We start from the raw sequence: 16,392 nt of genomic DNA on the forward strand, positions 1-16,392 counted from the left end.
GGCACGGCCGCTCCCGCGGCGCCCGCCCCGGTGGTGCCCGCGGCGCCGGCTGCCCCCGGGCCGCAAAGCGGGGCCGGCGGCGCCGCCCAGATTCCCGGCCGGTAGGCCGGCCTGATCCTGCGCAAGAAGCTCTGCCGAATCACCCTTGTCCCGGCGGGAAGGGCGAGGGATTCAGGGTAAACTCCAAGGCTGCCCGGAAGCCGACAACAAAGCCTCACGCGCCCGGGCAACCACACACGCCGTCGTGGTGAAATTGGTAGACACGCTATCTTGAGGGGGTAGTGGCGAAAGCTGTGCGAGTTCGAGTCTCGCCGACGGCACCAGAACCAAGGGCTGCCTGCCGCACCGCGGCCCGGCAGCCGACCAGAGTCCGCGATGAATCTTGACCAGTACCTGCCTGTCCTCCTGTTCATCCTGGTGGGCATTGCGGTAGGGGTGCTGCCGCAGGTGCTGGGCTGGGCCTTTGCCGGCGCCGCCGGCTTCAACAAGCCCGACGCGGCCAAGAACTCCCCCTACGAATGCGGCTTCGAGGCCTTCGAGGACGCGCGCATGAAGTTCGACGTGCGCTACTACCTCGTGGCCATCCTGTTCATCCTGTTCGACCTGGAGATCGCGTTCCTCTTCCCGTGGGCCGTGGCACTCAAGGAGATCGGGCCCGCCGGCTTCTGGGCCATGATGGTTTTCCTGGCGATCCTGGTGGTCGGCTTCATCTACGAGTGGAAGAAGGGCGCGCTCGACTGGGAGTGAACGCCCCACCGCGCCCGCAACGGACTCTCAAGCAATGGCTAAAGAAGGCATCCTCGACAAGGGCGTCGTCACGACGACCGTGGACAGCGTCATCAACTGGGCCAAGACCGGCTCGCTGTGGCCGATGACGTTCGGGCTGGCCTGCTGCGCGGTGGAGATGATGCACGCGGGCGCGGCCCGCTACGACATCGACCGCTTCGGCATGCTGTTCCGCCCCAGCCCGCGCCAGTCCGACCTGATGATCGTGGCCGGCACGCTGTGCAACAAGATGGCGCCGGCGCTGCGCAAGGTGTACGACCAGATGCCCGAGCCGCGCTGGGTGCTGTCCATGGGCACCTGCGCCAACGGCGGCGGCTACTACCACTACAGCTACTCGGTGGTGCGCGGCTGCGACCGCATCGTGCCGGTCGACGTGTACGTGCCCGGCTGCCCGCCCACCGCCGAGGCGCTGCTGTACGGGATCATCCAGCTGCAGCAGAAGATCCGCCGCACCCAGACGATTGCGCGGGCCTGAACCGATGACCGTCAACACGCCTTTCGCGGTCGACCCCGCCGCGCTGCAAGCCACGATCACCGAAGCCCTGGGCCCGCTCGCCAAGCGGGTGGTGCTCAAGCTCGGCGAGGTGACGGCCACCGTCGCGCCGGACAACTACCTGGCGGCCGCGCAGGTGCTGCGCGACGATCCGCGCTGCCGCTTCGAGCAGCTGCTGGACCTGTGCGGCGTCGACTACTCCGACTACGGCAACGGCGCCTGGGACGGCGCGCGCTACGCGGTGGTGTCGCACCTGCTGTCGGTCAGCCTCAACCAGCGCGTGCGCCTGCGCGTGTTCTGCGCCGACGACGAGCTGCCGGTGGTCGACTCGGTGACCGGGCTGTGGGCGTCGGCCAACTGGTTCGAGCGCGAGGCCTTCGACCTGTACGGGATCGTCTTCGAGGGCCACGTCGACCTGCGCCGCATCCTCACCGACTACGGCTTCATCGGCCATCCGTTCCGCAAGGACTTCCCGATCTCCGGCCACGTCGAGATGCGCTACGACCCCGAGCGCCAACGCGTGATCTACCAGCCGGTGAGCATCGAGCCGCGCGAGATCACGCCGCGCATCATCCGGGAAGAGAACTACGCGGGGCTGCAGCCCCGGGGCCTGGACCACCATGGCTGAGATCAAGAACTACACGCTCAACTTCGGCCCGCAGCACCCGGCCGCGCACGGCGTGCTGCGCCTGGTGCTGGAACTCGATGGCGAGGTGATCCAGCGCGCCGACCCGCACATCGGGCTGCTGCACCGCGCCACCGAGAAGCTGGCCGAGACGCGCACCTACATCCAGACGCTGCCGTACATGGACCGGCTCGACTACGTCTCGATGATGTGCAACGAGCACGCCTACTGCCTGGCGGTGGAGAAGCTGCTGGGCATCGAGGTGCCGATCCGCGCGAAGTACATCCGCGTCATGTTCTCCGAGCTCACCCGGCTGCTCAACCACCTGCTGTGGCTGGGCGCGCACGGGCTGGACTGCGGCGCGATGAACATGCTGATCTACTGCTTCCGCGAGCGGGAAGACATCTTCGACATGTACGAGGCGGTCTCGGGCGCGCGCATGCACGCGGCCTACTTCCGCCCGGGCGGGGTCTATCGCGACCTGCCCGACAGCATGCCGCAGTACAAGGCCAGCAAGATCCGCAACCAGCGCGAGATCGACCGCATGAACGAGGACCGGCAGGGCACGCTGCTGGACTTCATCGAAGCCTTCACCCGCCGCTTCCCGGGCTACGTCGACGAATACGAGACGCTGCTGACCGACAACCGGATCTGGAAGCAGCGCACGGTGGGCATCGGCGTGGTCACGCCCGAGCGGGCCCTGAACCTCGGCTTCACCGGCCCGATGCTGCGGGGCTCCGGCGTCGCCTGGGACCTGCGCAAGACCCAGCCCTACGAGGTCTACGACCGGATGGATTTCGACATCCCGCTGGGCCGCACCGGCGACTGCTACGACCGCTACCTGGTGCGCATGCGGGAGATGCGCGAGGCCAACCGCATCATCGGGCAGTGCGTCGACTGGCTGCGCGCCAACCCGGGCCCGGTGATCGTCGACAACTACAAGGTCGCGCCGCCCAACCGCGAGAGCATGAAGACCAACATGGAGGAGCTGATCCACCACTTCAAGCTCTTCTCCGAGGGCATGCGCGTGCCCGAGGGCGAGGCCTACGCGGCGGTGGAGCATCCCAAGGGCGAGTTCGGCATCTACATCCTCAGCGACGGCGCCAACAAGCCGTACCGCATGAAGATCCGCCCGCCGGGTTTCCCGCACCTGGCCGCGATGGACGAGATGAGCCGGGGCCACATGATCGCCGACGCCGTCGCGATCATCGGCACCATGGACATCGTGTTCGGAGAAATCGACAGATGATCACGGACAGCATGAAGGGCCGCTTCGAGCGCGAAGTGGCCAAGTACCCGGCCGACCAGAAGCAGTCGGCGGTGATGGCCTGCCTGGCCATCGTGCAGCAGGAGCAGGGGCACATCACCCAGCAGGCCGAGAACGAGATCGCGGCCTACCTGGGCATGCCGCCGATCGCGGTGCACGAGGTCACGACCTTCTACAACATGTACAACCAGCGGCCGGTGGGCAAGTACAAGCTCAACGTCTGCACCAACCTGCCGTGCCAGCTGCGCGACGGCGCCAATGCGCTGCGCCACCTGGAGCAGCGGCTGGGCATCAAGATGGGCGAGACCACGCCCGACGGCCTGTTCACGCTGCAGCAGAGCGAGTGCCTGGGCGCCTGCGCCGACTCGCCCGTGATGCTGGTCAACGACCGCACCATGTGCAGCTTCATGAGCGCGGACAAGCTCGACGAACTGATCGACGGGCTGCGCAAGGCGGAGGGCGTTGCATGACTCCCCAGCAAGTGCTGGCACAGTTCCAGGCCACCGGCGTGCAGACCTGCTTCCATGGCCGCCACATCGACCCGCAGATCTACGCCGGCCTGGACGGCACCAACTGGCGCCTGAAGGACTACGAGGCGCGCGACGGGTACCAGGCGCTGCGCAAGATCCTCAAGGAGGGCCTGACGCCCGACCAGGTGATCGCCACCGTGAAGGAGTCGGCGCTGCGCGGCCGCGGCGGCGCCGGTTTCCCCACCGGCCTGAAGTGGAGCTTCATGCCGCGCCAGTTCCCGGGCCAGAAGTACCTGGTGTGCAACTCCGACGAGGGCGAGCCGGGCACCTGCAAGGACCGCGACATCCTGGCCTACAACCCGCACATCGTGATCGAGGGCATGGCCATCGCGGCCTACGCCATGGGCATCTCGGCGGGCTACAACTACATCCACGGCGAGATCTTCCAGATCTACGAGCGCTTCGAGGAAGCGCTGGAAGAGGCCCGGGCTGCCGGCTACCTGGGCGACAACATCCTGGGCAGCGGCTTCAGCTTCCAGCTGCAGGCGCACCACGGCTTCGGCGCCTACATCTGCGGCGAGGAGACCGCGCTGCTCGAATCGCTGGAAGGCAAGAAGGGCCAGCCGCGCTTCAAGCCGCCGTTCCCGGCCAGCTTCGGCCTGTACGGCAAGCCCACCACGATCAACAACACCGAGACCTTCGCCGCGGTGCCCTGGATCATCCGCAACGGCGGCCAGGCCTACCTGGAATGCGGCAAGCCGAACAACGGCGGCACCAAGATCTTCTCGGTCTCGGGCGACGTGGAGCTGCCCGGCAACTACGAGGTCCCGCTCGGCACGCCGTTCACCAAGCTGCTCGAGCTGGCCGGCGGCATGCGCGGCGGCAAGAAGCTCAAGGCGGTGATCCCCGGCGGCTCCTCGGCGCCGGTGCTGCCGGCCGACATCATGATGCAGTGCACGATGGACTACGACTCCATCGCCAAGGCCGGATCCATGCTGGGCTCGGGCGCCGTCATCGTGATGGACGAGACGCGCGACATGGTCGAGAGCCTGCTGCGCCTGTCGTACTTCTACATGCACGAGTCCTGCGGCCAGTGCACGCCCTGCCGCGAAGGCACGGGCTGGATGTGGCGCGTGGAGGACCGCATCCTCAACGGCCACGGCAAGCCGGCCGACCTGGACCTGCTCAATTCGGTGGCCGACAACATCCAGGGCCGCACCATCTGCGCGCTCGGCGACGCCGCCGCGATGCCGGTGCGCGCCATGATCAAGCACTTCCGGCATGAGTTCGAGGCCCGCATGACGGGCACGGGCGTCGAGAAAGGCGCGCACGGCGCGCCCAGCAAACATGGCTGAAATCACACTGGACGGACAGAAGGTCGAGGTGCCCGACGGCAGCATGGTGATGCATGCGGCCGAAAAGGCGGGCACCTACATCCCGCACTTCTGCTACCACAAGAAGCTTTCCATCGCGGCCAACTGCCGCATGTGCCTGGTCGAGGTGGAGAAGGCGCCCAAGCCGATGCCGGCCTGCGCCACCCCGGTGACCAACGGCATGGTGGTGCACACCCGCAGCGAGAAGGCGATCAAGGCCCAGCAGGGGGTGATGGAGTTCCTGCTGATCAACCATCCGCTCGACTGCCCGATCTGCGACCAGGGCGGCGAGTGCCAGTTGCAGGACCTGGCCGTCGGCTATGGCGCCTCCGCTTCGCGCTACGAGGAAGAAAAGCGCGTGGTGCTGCACAAGGATGTGGGCCCGCTGATCTCCATGGAGGAGATGACCCGCTGCATCCACTGCACCCGCTGCGTGCGCTTCGGCCAGGAGCTGGGCGGCGTGATGGAGCTGGGGATGGTCAACCGGGGCGAGTACTCGGAGATCACCACCGTGCTGGGCGACACCGTCGACTCCGAGGTGTCGGGCAACATGATCGACCTGTGTCCGGTCGGCGCGCTCACCAGCAAGCCGTTCCGCTACACCGCGCGCAACTGGGAGCTGTCGCGCCGCAAGTCGGTCAGTCCGCACGACTCCACTGGCGCCAACCTGATCGTGCAGGTGAAGAACAACCGCGTGATGCGCGTGCTGCCGCTGGAGAACGAGGCGGTCAACGAGTGCTGGCTGGCCGATCGCGACCGCTTCTCCTACGAAGCGCTCAACGGCGAAGACCGGCTGACTTCGCCCATGATTAAGCAGGGCGGCGAGTGGCAGCAGGTCGACTGGCAGACCGCGCTGGAGTACGTGGCCAACGGCCTGAAGCACGTCGCCGCCGACCATGGCGCCGGGGCCATCGGCCTGCTGGCCAGCCCGCACAGCACGGTGGAGGAGCTCTTCCTCGCCGGCCGGCTGGTGCGCGCGCTGGGCAGCGAGAACATCGACTACCGCCTGCGCAACGCGCAGTTCGCGCCGGCCGAGGGCGCGCGCTGGCTGGGCACCTCCATCGCTTCGCTGTCCGAACTGCAGCGCGTGCTGGTGGTCGGCTCCAACCTGCGCAAGGACCACCCGCTGTTCGCCATGCGCGTGCGTTTCGCCGCGCGCCAGGGCGCGCAGGTCTCGCGCATCAACGACGTGGCGCACGACTGGGCGATGGCGATGGCCACCACGGTCACGGCGCCGGCGGGCCAATGGGCCCAGGCGTTGGCCGACGTGGCCGCGGCGGTCGCTGCCGAAAAGGGCGTGTCCGCGCCCGCGAAGGGCAGCGCCACCGATGCCGCCAGGGCCATCGCCGCCTCGCTGCTGTCGGGCGAGCGCAAGGCCATCCTGCTGGGCAATGCCGCCGCGCACCACGCCAATGCATCCACGCTGCTGGCGCTGGCGCAGTGGCTCGGCGAAGCGACCGGTGCCGCCGTCGGCTACCTGACCGAGGCGGCCAACACCGTCGGCGCGCAGCTCGCGGGCGCGCTGCCGGGCGCGGGCGGCCTGAATGCCGGCCAGATGCTGGCTCCCGGCGGCCTGAAGGCGGCCCTGCTGCTGAACACCGAACCGGTGTCCGATTCCGCCGCCGGCGAGCGTGCCGCCGAGGCGCTGGGCCAGGCCGAGATGGTAGTCACGCTCAGCCCCTTCATGGCCAACATGGCCTTCAGCGACGTCCTGCTGCCGATCGCGCCCTGGACCGAGACGCCGGGCACCTTCGTCAACGCCGAAGGCCGGGTGCAGTCCTTCACTGCGGTGGTCAAGCCGCTGGGCGAAACGCGCCCGGGCTGGAAGGTGCTGCGCGTGCTGGGCAACCTGATGGGGCTGGAAGGCTTCGAGTTCGACTCGGCACTGGAAGTGCTGGCGGCGGCCCGCGGCGAGGCCGATGCCGGCCAGGCCATGGTGCAGGGCGGCGTGCTGTCCAACCGCACGAGCGCCGCGATCGACGTGTCGCTGCCGGCGCAAACGCCGGCCAGCGCCGCCATCTACCAGCTCGACGGCATCGTGCGCCGCGCCGAGGCGTTGCAGCTCACGGCCGATGGCCAGGCGGCGCAGGCGGCTTCGCATCGCGTCGTGCTCGACCGTGGCGAGGAGGCCGTCGCATGATCGACGCCCTCTACGGCTACGGCAACGGCCTGATCGCCGCCCCCTGGTGGTCCGCCGCCGGCTGGCCGGTGGTCTGGAACCTGATCAAGATCGTGCTGGTGGTCGCGCCGCTGATGGGCGCCGTGGCCTACCTGACGCTGTGGGAGCGCAAGGGCATCGGCTTCACCCAGCTGCGCCCCGGTCCCAACCGCATCGGGCCGCTGGGGCTGCTGACCCCGATCGCCGACGCCCTGAAGCTGCTGACCAAGGAAATCATCCTGCCGTCGGCCGCCAACAAGGGCCTGTTCCTGCTCGGCCCGATCATGACCATCATGCCGGCGCTGGCGGCCTGGGCGGTGATCCCGTTCGGGCCCGAGATGGCGCTGTCCAACATCAACGCCGGCCTGCTGTTCCTGATGGCGATCACCTCGATGGAGGTGTACGGGGTCATCATCGCGGGCTGGGCGTCCAACTCCAAGTACGCCTTCCTGGGCGCGCTGCGCGCGTCGGCCCAGATGGTCAGCTACGAGATCGCGATGGGCTTCGCCTTCGTGGTGGTGCTGATGGTCACGGGCAGCCTGAACATGACCGAGATCGTGCTCAGCCAGGACCGCGGCTACTTCGCCGGCCTGGGCCTGAACTTCCTGTCCTGGAACTGGCTGCCGCTGCTGCCGATCTTCCTCGTGTACTTCATCTCCGGCCTGGCCGAGACCAACCGCCACCCGTTCGACGTGGTGGAGGGCGAGTCGGAGATCGTGGCCGGCCACATGATCGAGTACTCGGGCATGAGCTTCGCCATGTTCTTCCTGGCCGAGTACGCCAACATGTGGCTGGTCTCCATCCTGGCGGTGACCATGTTCCTGGGCGGCTGGCTGCCCCCGATCGACTCGGCCGTGCTGTCCTGGATTCCCGGCTGGATCTGGCTGGGCCTGAAGACCTTCGTGGTCGTGACCATGTTCCTGTGGGTGCGCTCCACGTTCCCGCGCTACCGCTACGACCAGATCATGCGCCTGGGCTGGAAGATCTTCATTCCGGTCACGCTGGTCTGGCTGGTGGTGGTCGGGCTGTGGATGCAGACACCCTACAACATCTGGAAGTAAGACGGATGTCCACCGATACCCTGCAACGACAACCTTCGGCGTTCTCGCTCAAGGACTTCCTCTCCAGCTTCATGCTGGTGGAGTTGTTCAAGGGCCTGCGCATCACGGGCAAGTACTTCTGGGCGCGCAAGATCACGGTGCAGTTCCCGGAGGAGAAGACGCCGCTGTCGCCGCGCTTCCGCGGCCTGCACGCGCTGCGCCGCTACGAGAACGGCGAGGAGCGCTGCATCGCGTGCAAGCTGTGCGAGGCGGTGTGCCCGGCCCTGGCGATCACCATCGAGAGCGACCAGCGGGCCGACGGCACCCGCCGCACCACGCGCTACGACATCGACCTGACCAAGTGCATCTTCTGCGGCTTCTGCGAGGAGAGCTGCCCGACCGACTCGATCGTCGAGACCCACATCCTCGAATACCACGGCGAGAAGCGCGGCGACCTGTACTACACCAAGGAGATGCTGCTGGCCGTGGGCGACCGCTACGAGGCCGAGATCGCCGCCCGGCGCGCAGCGGACGCCAAGTACCGCTGAATATGACCACCCCGAAGCGCCTTCGGCGCCTCCCCTCAAGGGGCGCCACCAGCGGCCCGGCAAAGCCGGTTCCGCGGTGGCCGCTCGAATGGCCGTGCTTGGGAGCGGCGTATCGCCTGTTGGAAGGCGTGGGCAACTGAAATGGACTTCACGACCGGCTTCTTCTACCTGTTCTCGGCGGTGCTGCTGTTCGCGGCCTTCCGGGTGATCACCGCGCGCAACCCGGTGTATGCCGCGCTGTACCTGGTGCTCGCCTTCGCCCAGGCCGCCGCCATCTGGCTGCTGCTCAAGGCCGAATTCCTGGCCATCGCGCTGGTGCTGGTCTACGTCGGCGCCGTGATGGTGCTGTTCCTGTTCGTCGTGATGATGCTGGACATCAACACCGACAGCCTGCGGGCCGGCTTCTGGAAGCACTTCCCGGTGGCCGCCGTGGTCGGCGTGGTCATCGCGCTGGAGATGGCCGCGGTGCTGATGGGAGGCTTCCGGCTGGCCGAAGAGCCGCGCGCCGGCGCCGCCGCCGTGCAGGCCGCCGCCCAGGCCGGCGCCCAGGCGCCGCTGGAGGTGTCCAACACCCGGGAGCTGGGCAAGCTGGTCTACACGCAGTACCTGTACCCGCTGGAGCTGGCGGCGGTGCTGCTGCTGGTGGCCATCGTGGCGGCCATCGCGCTGACGCTGCGGCAGCGCAAGGACAGCCGCAAGGTCGACCCGTCGCTGCAGGTGCGCGTGCGCGCCAGCGACCGCCTGCAGGTGATCAAGATGCCGCCGGTGGTGGCGCCGCCGCCGCAGCCCGCGGCCGCGGCCGGCGGCGAAGGGGGCCAGCCATGAGCGTCACGCTGGGCCACTACCTGTCGCTGGGCGCGATCCTGTTCGCGCTGTCGGTCGTCGGCATCTTCCTGAACCGCCGCAACCTGATCGTGCTGCTGATGGCCATCGAGCTGATGCTGCTGGCCGTCAACATGAACTTCGTGGCGTTCTCCTACTACCTGGGCGACATGCACGGCCAGGTGTTCGTGTTCTTCATCCTCACGGTGGCGGCGGCCGAGTCCGCGATCGGCCTGGCCATCCTGGTGCTGCTGTTCCGCAACAAGTCGAACATCTCGGTCGAAGAGCTCAACGAGCTGAAGGGCTGAGCGCCAGCGCCGCCCGAAAAAAGAAACGATGGCTACAACCCTCCACGCATCGACACTGCTCGCGGTCGCGCTGGCGCCGCTGGCCGGCTCCGCGATCGCCGGCATCTTCGGCACCACCTTCGGCGGCAACCGGATCGGGCGGCGCCTGTCGCACACCGCCACCATCCTGGGCGTGCTGGTGTCCTTCGTCCTGTCGGCCCTGACGCTCAAGAGCGTGGCCCTGGACGGCGCACGCTTCAACGAGACCATCTACGAGTGGATGGTGGTGGGCGGCCTGAAGATGGAGGTTGGCTTCCTGGTCGACGGCCTGTCGGCCATGATGATGTGCGTGGTGACCTTCGTGTCGCTGATGGTCCACATCTACACCATCGGCTACATGGAGGAAGACGAGGGCTACAACCGCTTCTTCGCCTACATCTCGCTGTTCACCTTCTCCATGCTCATGCTGGTCATGAGCAACAACTTCCTGCAGCTGTTCTTCGGCTGGGAGGCGGTGGGCCTGGTGTCCTACCTGCTGATCGGCTTCTGGTACAACAGGCCGACCGCCATCTTCGCCAACCTGAAGGCCTTCCTGGTCAACCGGGTCGGCGACTTCGGCTTCATCCTGGGCATCGCGCTGATCGCCGCCTTCGCCGGCACCCTGGGCTACGCCGAGGCCTTCGCCAAGGCCGGCGAGCTGGCGGCGCTGACGTTCCCCGGCACCGAGTGGATGCTGATGACGGTGATCTGCATCTGCCTGTTCATCGGGGCGATGGGCAAGAGCGCGCAGTTCCCGCTGCACGTGTGGCTGCCCGACTCGATGGAAGGCCCGACCCCGATCTCGGCGCTGATCCACGCGGCCACCATGGTGACCGCCGGCATCTTCATGGTGGCGCGCATGTCGCCGCTGTTCGAGCTGTCGGACACGGCGTTGTCCATCATCCTGGTGATCGGCGCCATCACCGCGCTGTTCATGGGTTTCCTGGGCGTGATCCAGAACGACATCAAGCGGGTGGTGGCGTACTCCACGCTGTCGCAGCTGGGCTACATGACGGTGGCCCTGGGCGCCTCGGCCTACTCGGTGGCGGTGTTCCACCTGATGACGCACGCCTTCTTCAAGGCGCTGCTGTTCCTGGCGGCCGGCTCGGTGATCATCGGCGTGCACCACAACCAGGACATCCGCTGGATGGGCGGGCTGCGCAAGTACATGCCGATCACCTGGATCACGGCGCTGCTGGGCTCGCTGGCCCTGATCGGCACGCCGCTGTTCGCCGGCTTCTATTCCAAGGACAGCATCATCGAGGCGGTGCACCACAGCACGCTGCCGGGCGCCGGCTTCGCGTACTTCGCCGTCATGGCGGGCGTGTTCGTCACCGCCTTCTACTCGTTCCGGATGTACTTCCTGGTGTTCCACGGGCCGGAGCGCTACGACCAGAACCCGGATGCACACCACGCGCACCACGGTGACGAGGAGGCGGACGCCTCGCACCACGACGACCACAGCCACCACGGCAAGCCGCACGAATCGCCCTGGGTGGTGACGGTGCCGCTGCTGATGCTGGCCTTCCCGTCGGTGGTGATCGGCTTCCTCACCATCGGCCCGATGCTGTTCGGCGACTTCTTCAAGGACTCGATCCTGGTCGACGCCGCGCGCCACCCGGCGATGGCCGAGTTGGCCAAGGCCTGGCACGGCCCGGTGCAGATGGCCCTGCATGGCCTGAGCACGCCGGTGTTCTGGCTGGCGGCTGCCGGCGTCGCACTGGCGTACTACCTGTACATGGTCAATACCGCGCTGCCGGCGAAGATCGCCCGGGCGTTCCGGCCGCTGTACACGATCCTGGACAACAAGTACTACATGGACTGGTTCAACGAGAACGTGATCGCGCGCCTGACGCGCGGCATCGGCATCGGGCTGTGGAAGGGCGGCGACCAGGCCGTGATCGACGGGGCGGTGGTCAACGGCAGCGCGCAACTGGTGGGCTGGTTCGCCGGCGTGGTGCGGCGCGCGCAGTCCGGCTACCTGTATCACTACGCGCTCGCCATGCTCCTGGGGATCTTCGTCCTCATGACCTGGTTCGTCTGGCTGGGCCGCTAAGGAGAACGAGAAAGTGGGTCTTTTGAGCCTCGCCATCTGGACGCCGATCGTGTTCGGCGCCGTGCTGCTGGCCCTGGGCAGGGACGAGCAGGCGCGCGCGGTGCGCTGGATCGCCCTGGTCGGCGCCATCGTCAGCTTCCTGGTCACGCTGCCGCTGTACGGCGGCTTCCGGCTCGGCACCGCGGAGATGCAGTTCGTCGAGAAGGCGCCCTGGATCGAAACCTTCAACATCAACTACCACCTGGGGCTGGACGGGCTTTCCTTCTGGTTCGTGCTGCTGACGGCGTTCATCACCGTCATCGTGGTGATCTCGGCCTGGGAGGCGATCACCGAGCGCGTCAACCAGTACATGGGTGCGTTCCTGATCCTGTCGGGGCTGATGATCGGCGTGTTCTGCGCGATGGACGCGATGCTGTTCTACGTGTTCTTCGAGGCCACCCTGATCCCGATGTACCTGATCATCGGCGTGTGGGGCGGGCCCCGGAAGATCTACGCGGCCTTCAAGTTCTTCCTGTACACGCTGCTCGGCTCGCTGCTGATGCTGATCGCGCTGATCTACCTGTATGGCGCATCCGGCGGCAGCTTCGACATCGCCACCTGGCACAAGCTGCCGCTGCCGATGACGGCGCAGACCCTGCTGTTCTTCGCCTTCTTCGCGGCCTTCGCGGTCAAGGTGCCGATGTGGCCGGTGCACACCTGGCTGCCCGACGTGCACGTGGAGGCGCCCACCGGCGGCTCGGCGGTGCTGGCGGCCATCATGCTGAAGCTGGGCGCCTACGGCTTCCTGCGCTTCTCGATGCCGATCGCGCCCGACGCCTCGCGCGAGTGGGACTGGTTCATGATCGCGCTGTCCCTGATCGCGGTGATCTACGTCGGCCTGGTGGCGCTGGTGCAGCAGGACATGAAGAAGCTGGTGGCCTATTCGTCGGTGGCCCACATGGGTTTCGTCACGCTGGGCTTCTTCATCTTCAACCCGCTCGGCGTGGCCGGCGGGCTGGTCCAGATGATCGCGCACGGCTTCGTGTCGGCCGCCATGTTCCTGTGCATCGGCGTGCTGTACGACCGGCTGCACTCGCGCGAGATCGCCAGCTACGGCGGGGTGGTCAACACCATGCCCAACTTCGCCGCCTTCGCGCTGCTGTTCGCCATGGCCAACTGCGGCCTGCCGGCCACCGCAGGCTTCGTCGGCGAGTGGATGGTGATCCTGGGCACCGTGAAGGCCAACTTCTGGCTCGGCCTGGCGGCGGCCAGCGCGCTGATCTGGGGCGCCGCCTACACCCTGTGGATGTACAAGCGCGTGTACCTCGGCCAGGTGGCCAACGACAAGGTCCGCCAGATGGCCGACATCAACAGCCGCGAGTTCCTGATGCTGGGCCTGCTCGCCGTCGCGGTGCTCTACATGGGCATCCATCCCAAGCCCTTCACCGACGTGATGGACGCGTCGGTCGCCAGCTTCCTTCAGCACGTGGCGGCCTCCAAACTGAACTGATCGACCGCCGCCATGATCGACTCCCTGAGCTTCATCGTCGTCCTGCCGGAGCTGCTGCTGCTGGTGATGGCCTGCGTGATCGCCATCGTGGACCTGGGCGTCACCTCGCGCCTGCGCGGGCTGACGCACTGGCTGACCCTGGCGACGCTTGCCGCCGTGGCCTGGATGACGGCCGATTTCGCGCTCGACGGCCGCACCTTCTACGCCTTCGGCAAGATGACCGTGAGCGACCCCATGGGCAACTGGCTGAAGTGCTTCTCGGCCATCGCCCTGATGGTGACCCTGGTCTACAGCCGGCCGTACGCGGCCGACCGCGGCATGATGCGCGGCGGCGAGCTGTTCACGCTGTCGCTGTTCGCCCTGCTGGGCATGTTCGTCATGATCTCCGGCAGCAACTTCCTGGTGCTGTACCTGGGCCTGGAGGTGCTGACCCTGTCCAGCTACGCGCTGGTGGCGCTGCGGCGCGACCACGGGGACGCCACCGAGGCCGCCATGAAGTACTTCGTGCTGGGCGCCATGGCCAGCGGCTTCCTGCTGTACGGCATGTCCATGCTGTACGGCGCCACCGGCTCGCTGGACATCAACGAGGTGTTCCGCAGCATCGCCAGCGGCCGCATCAACCACCAGGTGCTGGTGTTCGGGCTGGTGTTCATCGTCGCCGGGCTGGGCTTCAAGCTGGGCGCCGCGCCGTTCCACATGTGGATCCCCGACGTGTACCACGGCGCGCCGACGGCGATCACGCTGCTGATCGGCTCGGCGCCGGAACTGGCCGCGTTCGGCATCGCCATGCGCCTGCTGGTGGAGGGGCTGATCCCGCTGGCCATCGACTGGCAGCAGATGCTGATGGTGCTGGCCGTGGCCTCGCTGCTGGTGGGCAACCTGGCGGCCATCGCGCAGAGCAACCTCAAGCGCATGCTGGCCTACTCCACCATCGGCCAGATGGGCTTCGTGCTGCTGGGCCTGGCCGCCGGCGTGGTCAACGGCAACACCGCCAACGCGCAGGCCGCCTACAGCTCGGCGATGTTCTACATCGTCACCTACGTGCTGACCTTCCTGGGCGCCTTCGGCATCATCCTGCTGCTGGCGCGCGAGGGCTTCGAGAGCGAGGAGATCGTCGACCTGGCCGGCCTGAACCAGCGCAGCCCGCTGTACGCCGGCGTGATGGCGCTGTGCATGTTCTCGCTGGCGGGCATTCCGCCCCTGGTGGGCTTCTACGCCAAGCTGGCGGTGCTGCAGGCGCTGGTGGCCGGCGGCACCGCGCTGCACATCGGCCTGGCGGTGTTCGCCGTCATGACCTCGCTGGTGGCGGCCTTCTACTACATCCGCGTGGTCAAGGTCATGTACTTCGACTCGCCGGTCACGGCCAGCACCGTGTCGGCTCCGGGCGAAGTGCGCGCGGTGCTGGCGGTCAACGGCGCGCTGGTGCTGGTGCTGGGCATCGTGCCGGGCGGGCTGATGGCGCTGTGCACCGACGCCGTGCTCAAGACGCTGGCGTCCTGAGCCCCGCGCCCCCATCGTGTCGCTGACGGCCTCTGTCTGGCTGGTGATCGGAGTGGCGTTCGTCGCCGCCAACCTGCCGTTCCTGGTCGATCGCCACCTGCTGGGCGTGTGGCCGCTGAAGGCGCCCAAGCCCTTCGCGGTCCGCCTGGCCGAGCTGCTGGTGTTCTACCTGCTGGTCGGTGCGCTCGGCCTGGCGCTGGAGAGCCGCGCCGGCCAGGTCGCGCCGCAGGGCTGGGAGTTCTACGCCGTCACCGGCGCGCTGTTCCTGACCTTTTCCTTCCCCGGCTTCGTCTGGCGCTACCTCGGCAAGAGGCGCCGTGGCTGACGGAGCCGACCCGCACCTGGTCGAAAAGACCCTCTCGCGCGAGGAGTTGCTGCGCGGGAACTTCCTGCACGTGGTGCGCGAGCGGGTGGTGCTGCCCAGCGGTGCGCCGGCCACCCGCGAGTTCGTCATCCATCCCGGGGCCGTGATGGTGATCCCGATGCTGGACGACGGCCGGCTGGTGCTGGAGCGCCAGTACCGGCATCCGGTCGGGCGGGTGATGGTCGAGTTCCCGGCCGGCAAGCTCGACGCCGGCGAGGACCGGCTGGCCTGCGCCCGGCGCGAGCTGCAGGAGGAGACCGGCTACACCGCGCGCGAGTGGGCCTTCGCCGGCCAGCTGCACCCGGTGATCTCGTATTCCACCGAGTTCATCGACGTCTGGTTCGCGCGCGGCCTCGCCGCCGGCGAGCGCCGGCTGGACGAGGAGGAGTTCCTCGACGTGTTCACCGCCACGCCGCAGCAACTGCTGGCGTGGAGCCGCGACGGCAGCGTGACGGACGCCAAGACCCTGGTCGGCGTCCTCTGGCTGCAGAACGTCCTGGCGGGGGCTTGGCAACTCGACTGGCGCCCATAATTGAGAAATCATGAACCCCCACGCTTCACCACTCCGTGGTTCCGCTGCCCCCGGAGGGGGCTCGGCGCCTAGGGGCGGCCCGTCGACGCCGTGAAGGTCCTGAACCTCCAGTGCTCGCACCAGCACGCCTTCGAGGGCTGGTTCGGCTCGGAAGATGATTTCCGGGGCCAGCTCGAGCGCGGCCTGGTCGAATGCCCAATGTGCGGCGACACGGCCATCACCAAGATGCTCAGCGCGCCTCGCCTGAACCTGGGCGCGCCGCCGGAACCGTCGGCCCGCAGGGACGTGGCCACCGTCCCCGACGCCGACCTGCAGAAAGCGTGGCTGAAGATGGTTCGCCACGTCATGGCCAACACCGAGGACGTCGGCGAGCGCTTCGCCGAGGAGGCCCGCCGCATCCACTACGGCGAGACCGAGGAGCGTGGCATCCGCGGCCAGGCTTCGCGCGAGGAAACCCAGGCGCTGCTGGAGGAGGGCATCGGGGTCCTGCCGCTGCCGATCCCGAAGGCGCTGAAGGGGCCGGTGCAGTAGCGCACCCGCTGG

The 16,392-nt window shown here is 67.7% G+C and carries 17 protein-coding genes and 1 tRNA gene; all 18 read left to right on the plus strand.

Features of this window, described 5'->3' with window-relative positions; translation table 11 throughout:
- Positions 1 to 238: 238 nt before the first annotated feature.
- The 18 genes from V6M57_RS14105 (at position 239) to V6M57_RS14190 (ending at position 16,380) form a co-directional block, all read left to right on the plus strand.
- Positions 239 to 323 (plus strand) — tRNA-Leu (locus V6M57_RS14105).
- A gap of 52 nt (positions 324 to 375) precedes the next feature.
- Positions 376 to 747 (plus strand): NADH-quinone oxidoreductase subunit A, encoded by a 372-nt coding sequence (locus tag V6M57_RS14110; RefSeq protein ID WP_332815632.1) that lies wholly within the window; start codon positions 376 to 378, stop codon positions 745 to 747.
- Positions 748 to 781: 34 nt separating this feature from the next.
- Complete coding sequence (locus V6M57_RS14115; protein WP_135263744.1) at positions 782 to 1,261, plus strand: NuoB/complex I 20 kDa subunit family protein; 480 nt, start codon at positions 782 to 784, stop codon at positions 1,259 to 1,261.
- Between the two features lie 4 nt (positions 1,262 to 1,265).
- Positions 1,266 to 1,907 carry an NADH-quinone oxidoreductase subunit C gene (locus tag V6M57_RS14120; RefSeq protein ID WP_332815633.1) on the plus strand — a complete coding sequence of 214 codons (642 nt, stop codon included), beginning with the start codon at positions 1,266 to 1,268 and terminating at the stop codon, positions 1,905 to 1,907.
- Positions 1,900 to 3,153, plus strand: coding sequence for an NADH-quinone oxidoreductase subunit D (locus V6M57_RS14125; protein WP_332815634.1), 1,254 nt, complete (start codon positions 1,900 to 1,902; stop codon positions 3,151 to 3,153). The genes V6M57_RS14120 and V6M57_RS14125 overlap by 8 nt, the downstream gene beginning before the upstream one ends.
- A complete protein-coding gene (gene nuoE, locus V6M57_RS14130; protein ID WP_332815635.1) occupies positions 3,150 to 3,641 on the plus strand; it encodes an NADH-quinone oxidoreductase subunit NuoE in 492 nt (163 codons plus the stop codon). The genes V6M57_RS14125 and nuoE overlap by 4 nt, the downstream gene beginning before the upstream one ends.
- A complete protein-coding gene (gene nuoF, locus V6M57_RS14135) occupies positions 3,638 to 4,996 on the plus strand; it encodes an NADH-quinone oxidoreductase subunit NuoF (protein ID WP_332815636.1) in 1,359 nt (452 codons plus the stop codon). The genes nuoE and nuoF overlap by 4 nt, the downstream gene beginning before the upstream one ends.
- Entirely contained in the window at positions 4,989 to 7,154 is a 2,166-nt protein-coding gene (nuoG, locus tag V6M57_RS14140) for an NADH-quinone oxidoreductase subunit NuoG (protein ID WP_332815637.1), read from the plus strand. The genes nuoF and nuoG overlap by 8 nt, the downstream gene beginning before the upstream one ends.
- Positions 7,151 to 8,233: an NADH-quinone oxidoreductase subunit NuoH gene (nuoH, locus tag V6M57_RS14145; RefSeq protein WP_332815638.1), complete on the plus strand. Its 1,083-nt coding sequence runs from the start codon at positions 7,151 to 7,153 to the stop codon at positions 8,231 to 8,233. The genes nuoG and nuoH overlap by 4 nt, the downstream gene beginning before the upstream one ends.
- 5 nt (positions 8,234 to 8,238) lie before the next feature.
- Entirely contained in the window at positions 8,239 to 8,760 is a 522-nt protein-coding gene (nuoI, locus tag V6M57_RS14150) for an NADH-quinone oxidoreductase subunit NuoI (RefSeq protein WP_332815639.1), read from the plus strand.
- Positions 8,761 to 8,901: 141 nt separating this feature from the next.
- Positions 8,902 to 9,585: an NADH-quinone oxidoreductase subunit J gene (locus V6M57_RS14155; protein ID WP_332815640.1), complete on the plus strand. Its 684-nt coding sequence runs from the start codon at positions 8,902 to 8,904 to the stop codon at positions 9,583 to 9,585.
- The gene (gene nuoK, locus V6M57_RS14160; protein ID WP_332815641.1) at positions 9,582 to 9,890 is read left to right on the plus strand and encodes an NADH-quinone oxidoreductase subunit NuoK; all 309 of its coding nucleotides are present in this window, start codon (positions 9,582 to 9,584) and stop codon (positions 9,888 to 9,890) included. Before V6M57_RS14155 ends, nuoK begins: the two co-directional genes overlap by 4 nt.
- A gap of 28 nt (positions 9,891 to 9,918) precedes the next feature.
- Complete coding sequence (nuoL, locus tag V6M57_RS14165; protein WP_332815642.1) at positions 9,919 to 11,964, plus strand: NADH-quinone oxidoreductase subunit L; 2,046 nt, start codon at positions 9,919 to 9,921, stop codon at positions 11,962 to 11,964.
- A gap of 13 nt (positions 11,965 to 11,977) precedes the next feature.
- Entirely contained in the window at positions 11,978 to 13,453 is a 1,476-nt protein-coding gene (locus tag V6M57_RS14170; RefSeq protein ID WP_332815643.1) for an NADH-quinone oxidoreductase subunit M, read from the plus strand.
- 12 nt (positions 13,454 to 13,465) lie between these two features.
- Positions 13,466 to 14,953, plus strand: a complete 1,488-nt coding sequence (gene nuoN, locus V6M57_RS14175) for an NADH-quinone oxidoreductase subunit NuoN (RefSeq protein WP_332815644.1) — start codon at positions 13,466 to 13,468, stop codon at positions 14,951 to 14,953.
- A 16-nt stretch (positions 14,954 to 14,969) separates the two neighbouring features.
- Complete coding sequence (locus V6M57_RS14180) at positions 14,970 to 15,278, plus strand: DUF2818 family protein (RefSeq protein WP_332815645.1); 309 nt, start codon at positions 14,970 to 14,972, stop codon at positions 15,276 to 15,278.
- Positions 15,271 to 15,849, plus strand: a complete 579-nt coding sequence (locus V6M57_RS14185; protein WP_332815646.1) for an NUDIX hydrolase — start codon at positions 15,271 to 15,273, stop codon at positions 15,847 to 15,849. Before V6M57_RS14180 ends, V6M57_RS14185 begins: the two co-directional genes overlap by 8 nt.
- A 90-nt stretch (positions 15,850 to 15,939) precedes the next feature.
- A complete protein-coding gene (locus V6M57_RS14190; RefSeq protein WP_332815647.1) occupies positions 15,940 to 16,380 on the plus strand; it encodes a DUF1178 family protein in 441 nt (146 codons plus the stop codon).
- Positions 16,381 to 16,392: the final 12 nt, after the last annotated feature.

Origin of the sequence: Ramlibacter sp. (assembly GCF_036676645.1) — a bacterium.
In the GTDB taxonomy this organism is placed as follows: Bacteria; Pseudomonadota; Gammaproteobacteria; order Burkholderiales; family Burkholderiaceae_C; genus Ramlibacter.

Coding starts and splice junctions, on each gene's coding strand:
- V6M57_RS14125 (WP_332815634.1), top strand. CDS start 1,900: ATGGCTGAGATCAAGAACTACACGCTCAACTTCGGCCCGCAGCACCCG.
- nuoN (WP_332815644.1), top strand. CDS start 13,466: ATGATCGACTCCCTGAGCTTCATCGTCGTCCTGCCGGAGCTGCTGCTG.
- nuoG (WP_332815637.1), top strand. CDS start 4,989: ATGGCTGAAATCACACTGGACGGACAGAAGGTCGAGGTGCCCGACGGC.
- V6M57_RS14120 (WP_332815633.1), top strand. CDS start 1,266: ATGACCGTCAACACGCCTTTCGCGGTCGACCCCGCCGCGCTGCAAGCC.
- nuoK (WP_332815641.1), top strand. CDS start 9,582: ATGAGCGTCACGCTGGGCCACTACCTGTCGCTGGGCGCGATCCTGTTC.
- nuoE (WP_332815635.1), top strand. CDS start 3,150: ATGATCACGGACAGCATGAAGGGCCGCTTCGAGCGCGAAGTGGCCAAG.
- nuoF (WP_332815636.1), top strand. CDS start 3,638: ATGACTCCCCAGCAAGTGCTGGCACAGTTCCAGGCCACCGGCGTGCAG.
- V6M57_RS14110 (WP_332815632.1), top strand. CDS start 376: ATGAATCTTGACCAGTACCTGCCTGTCCTCCTGTTCATCCTGGTGGGC.
- nuoH (WP_332815638.1), top strand. CDS start 7,151: ATGATCGACGCCCTCTACGGCTACGGCAACGGCCTGATCGCCGCCCCC.
- nuoL (WP_332815642.1), top strand. CDS start 9,919: ATGGCTACAACCCTCCACGCATCGACACTGCTCGCGGTCGCGCTGGCG.
- V6M57_RS14155 (WP_332815640.1), top strand. CDS start 8,902: ATGGACTTCACGACCGGCTTCTTCTACCTGTTCTCGGCGGTGCTGCTG.
- nuoI (WP_332815639.1), top strand. CDS start 8,239: ATGTCCACCGATACCCTGCAACGACAACCTTCGGCGTTCTCGCTCAAG.
- V6M57_RS14115 (WP_135263744.1), top strand. CDS start 782: ATGGCTAAAGAAGGCATCCTCGACAAGGGCGTCGTCACGACGACCGTG.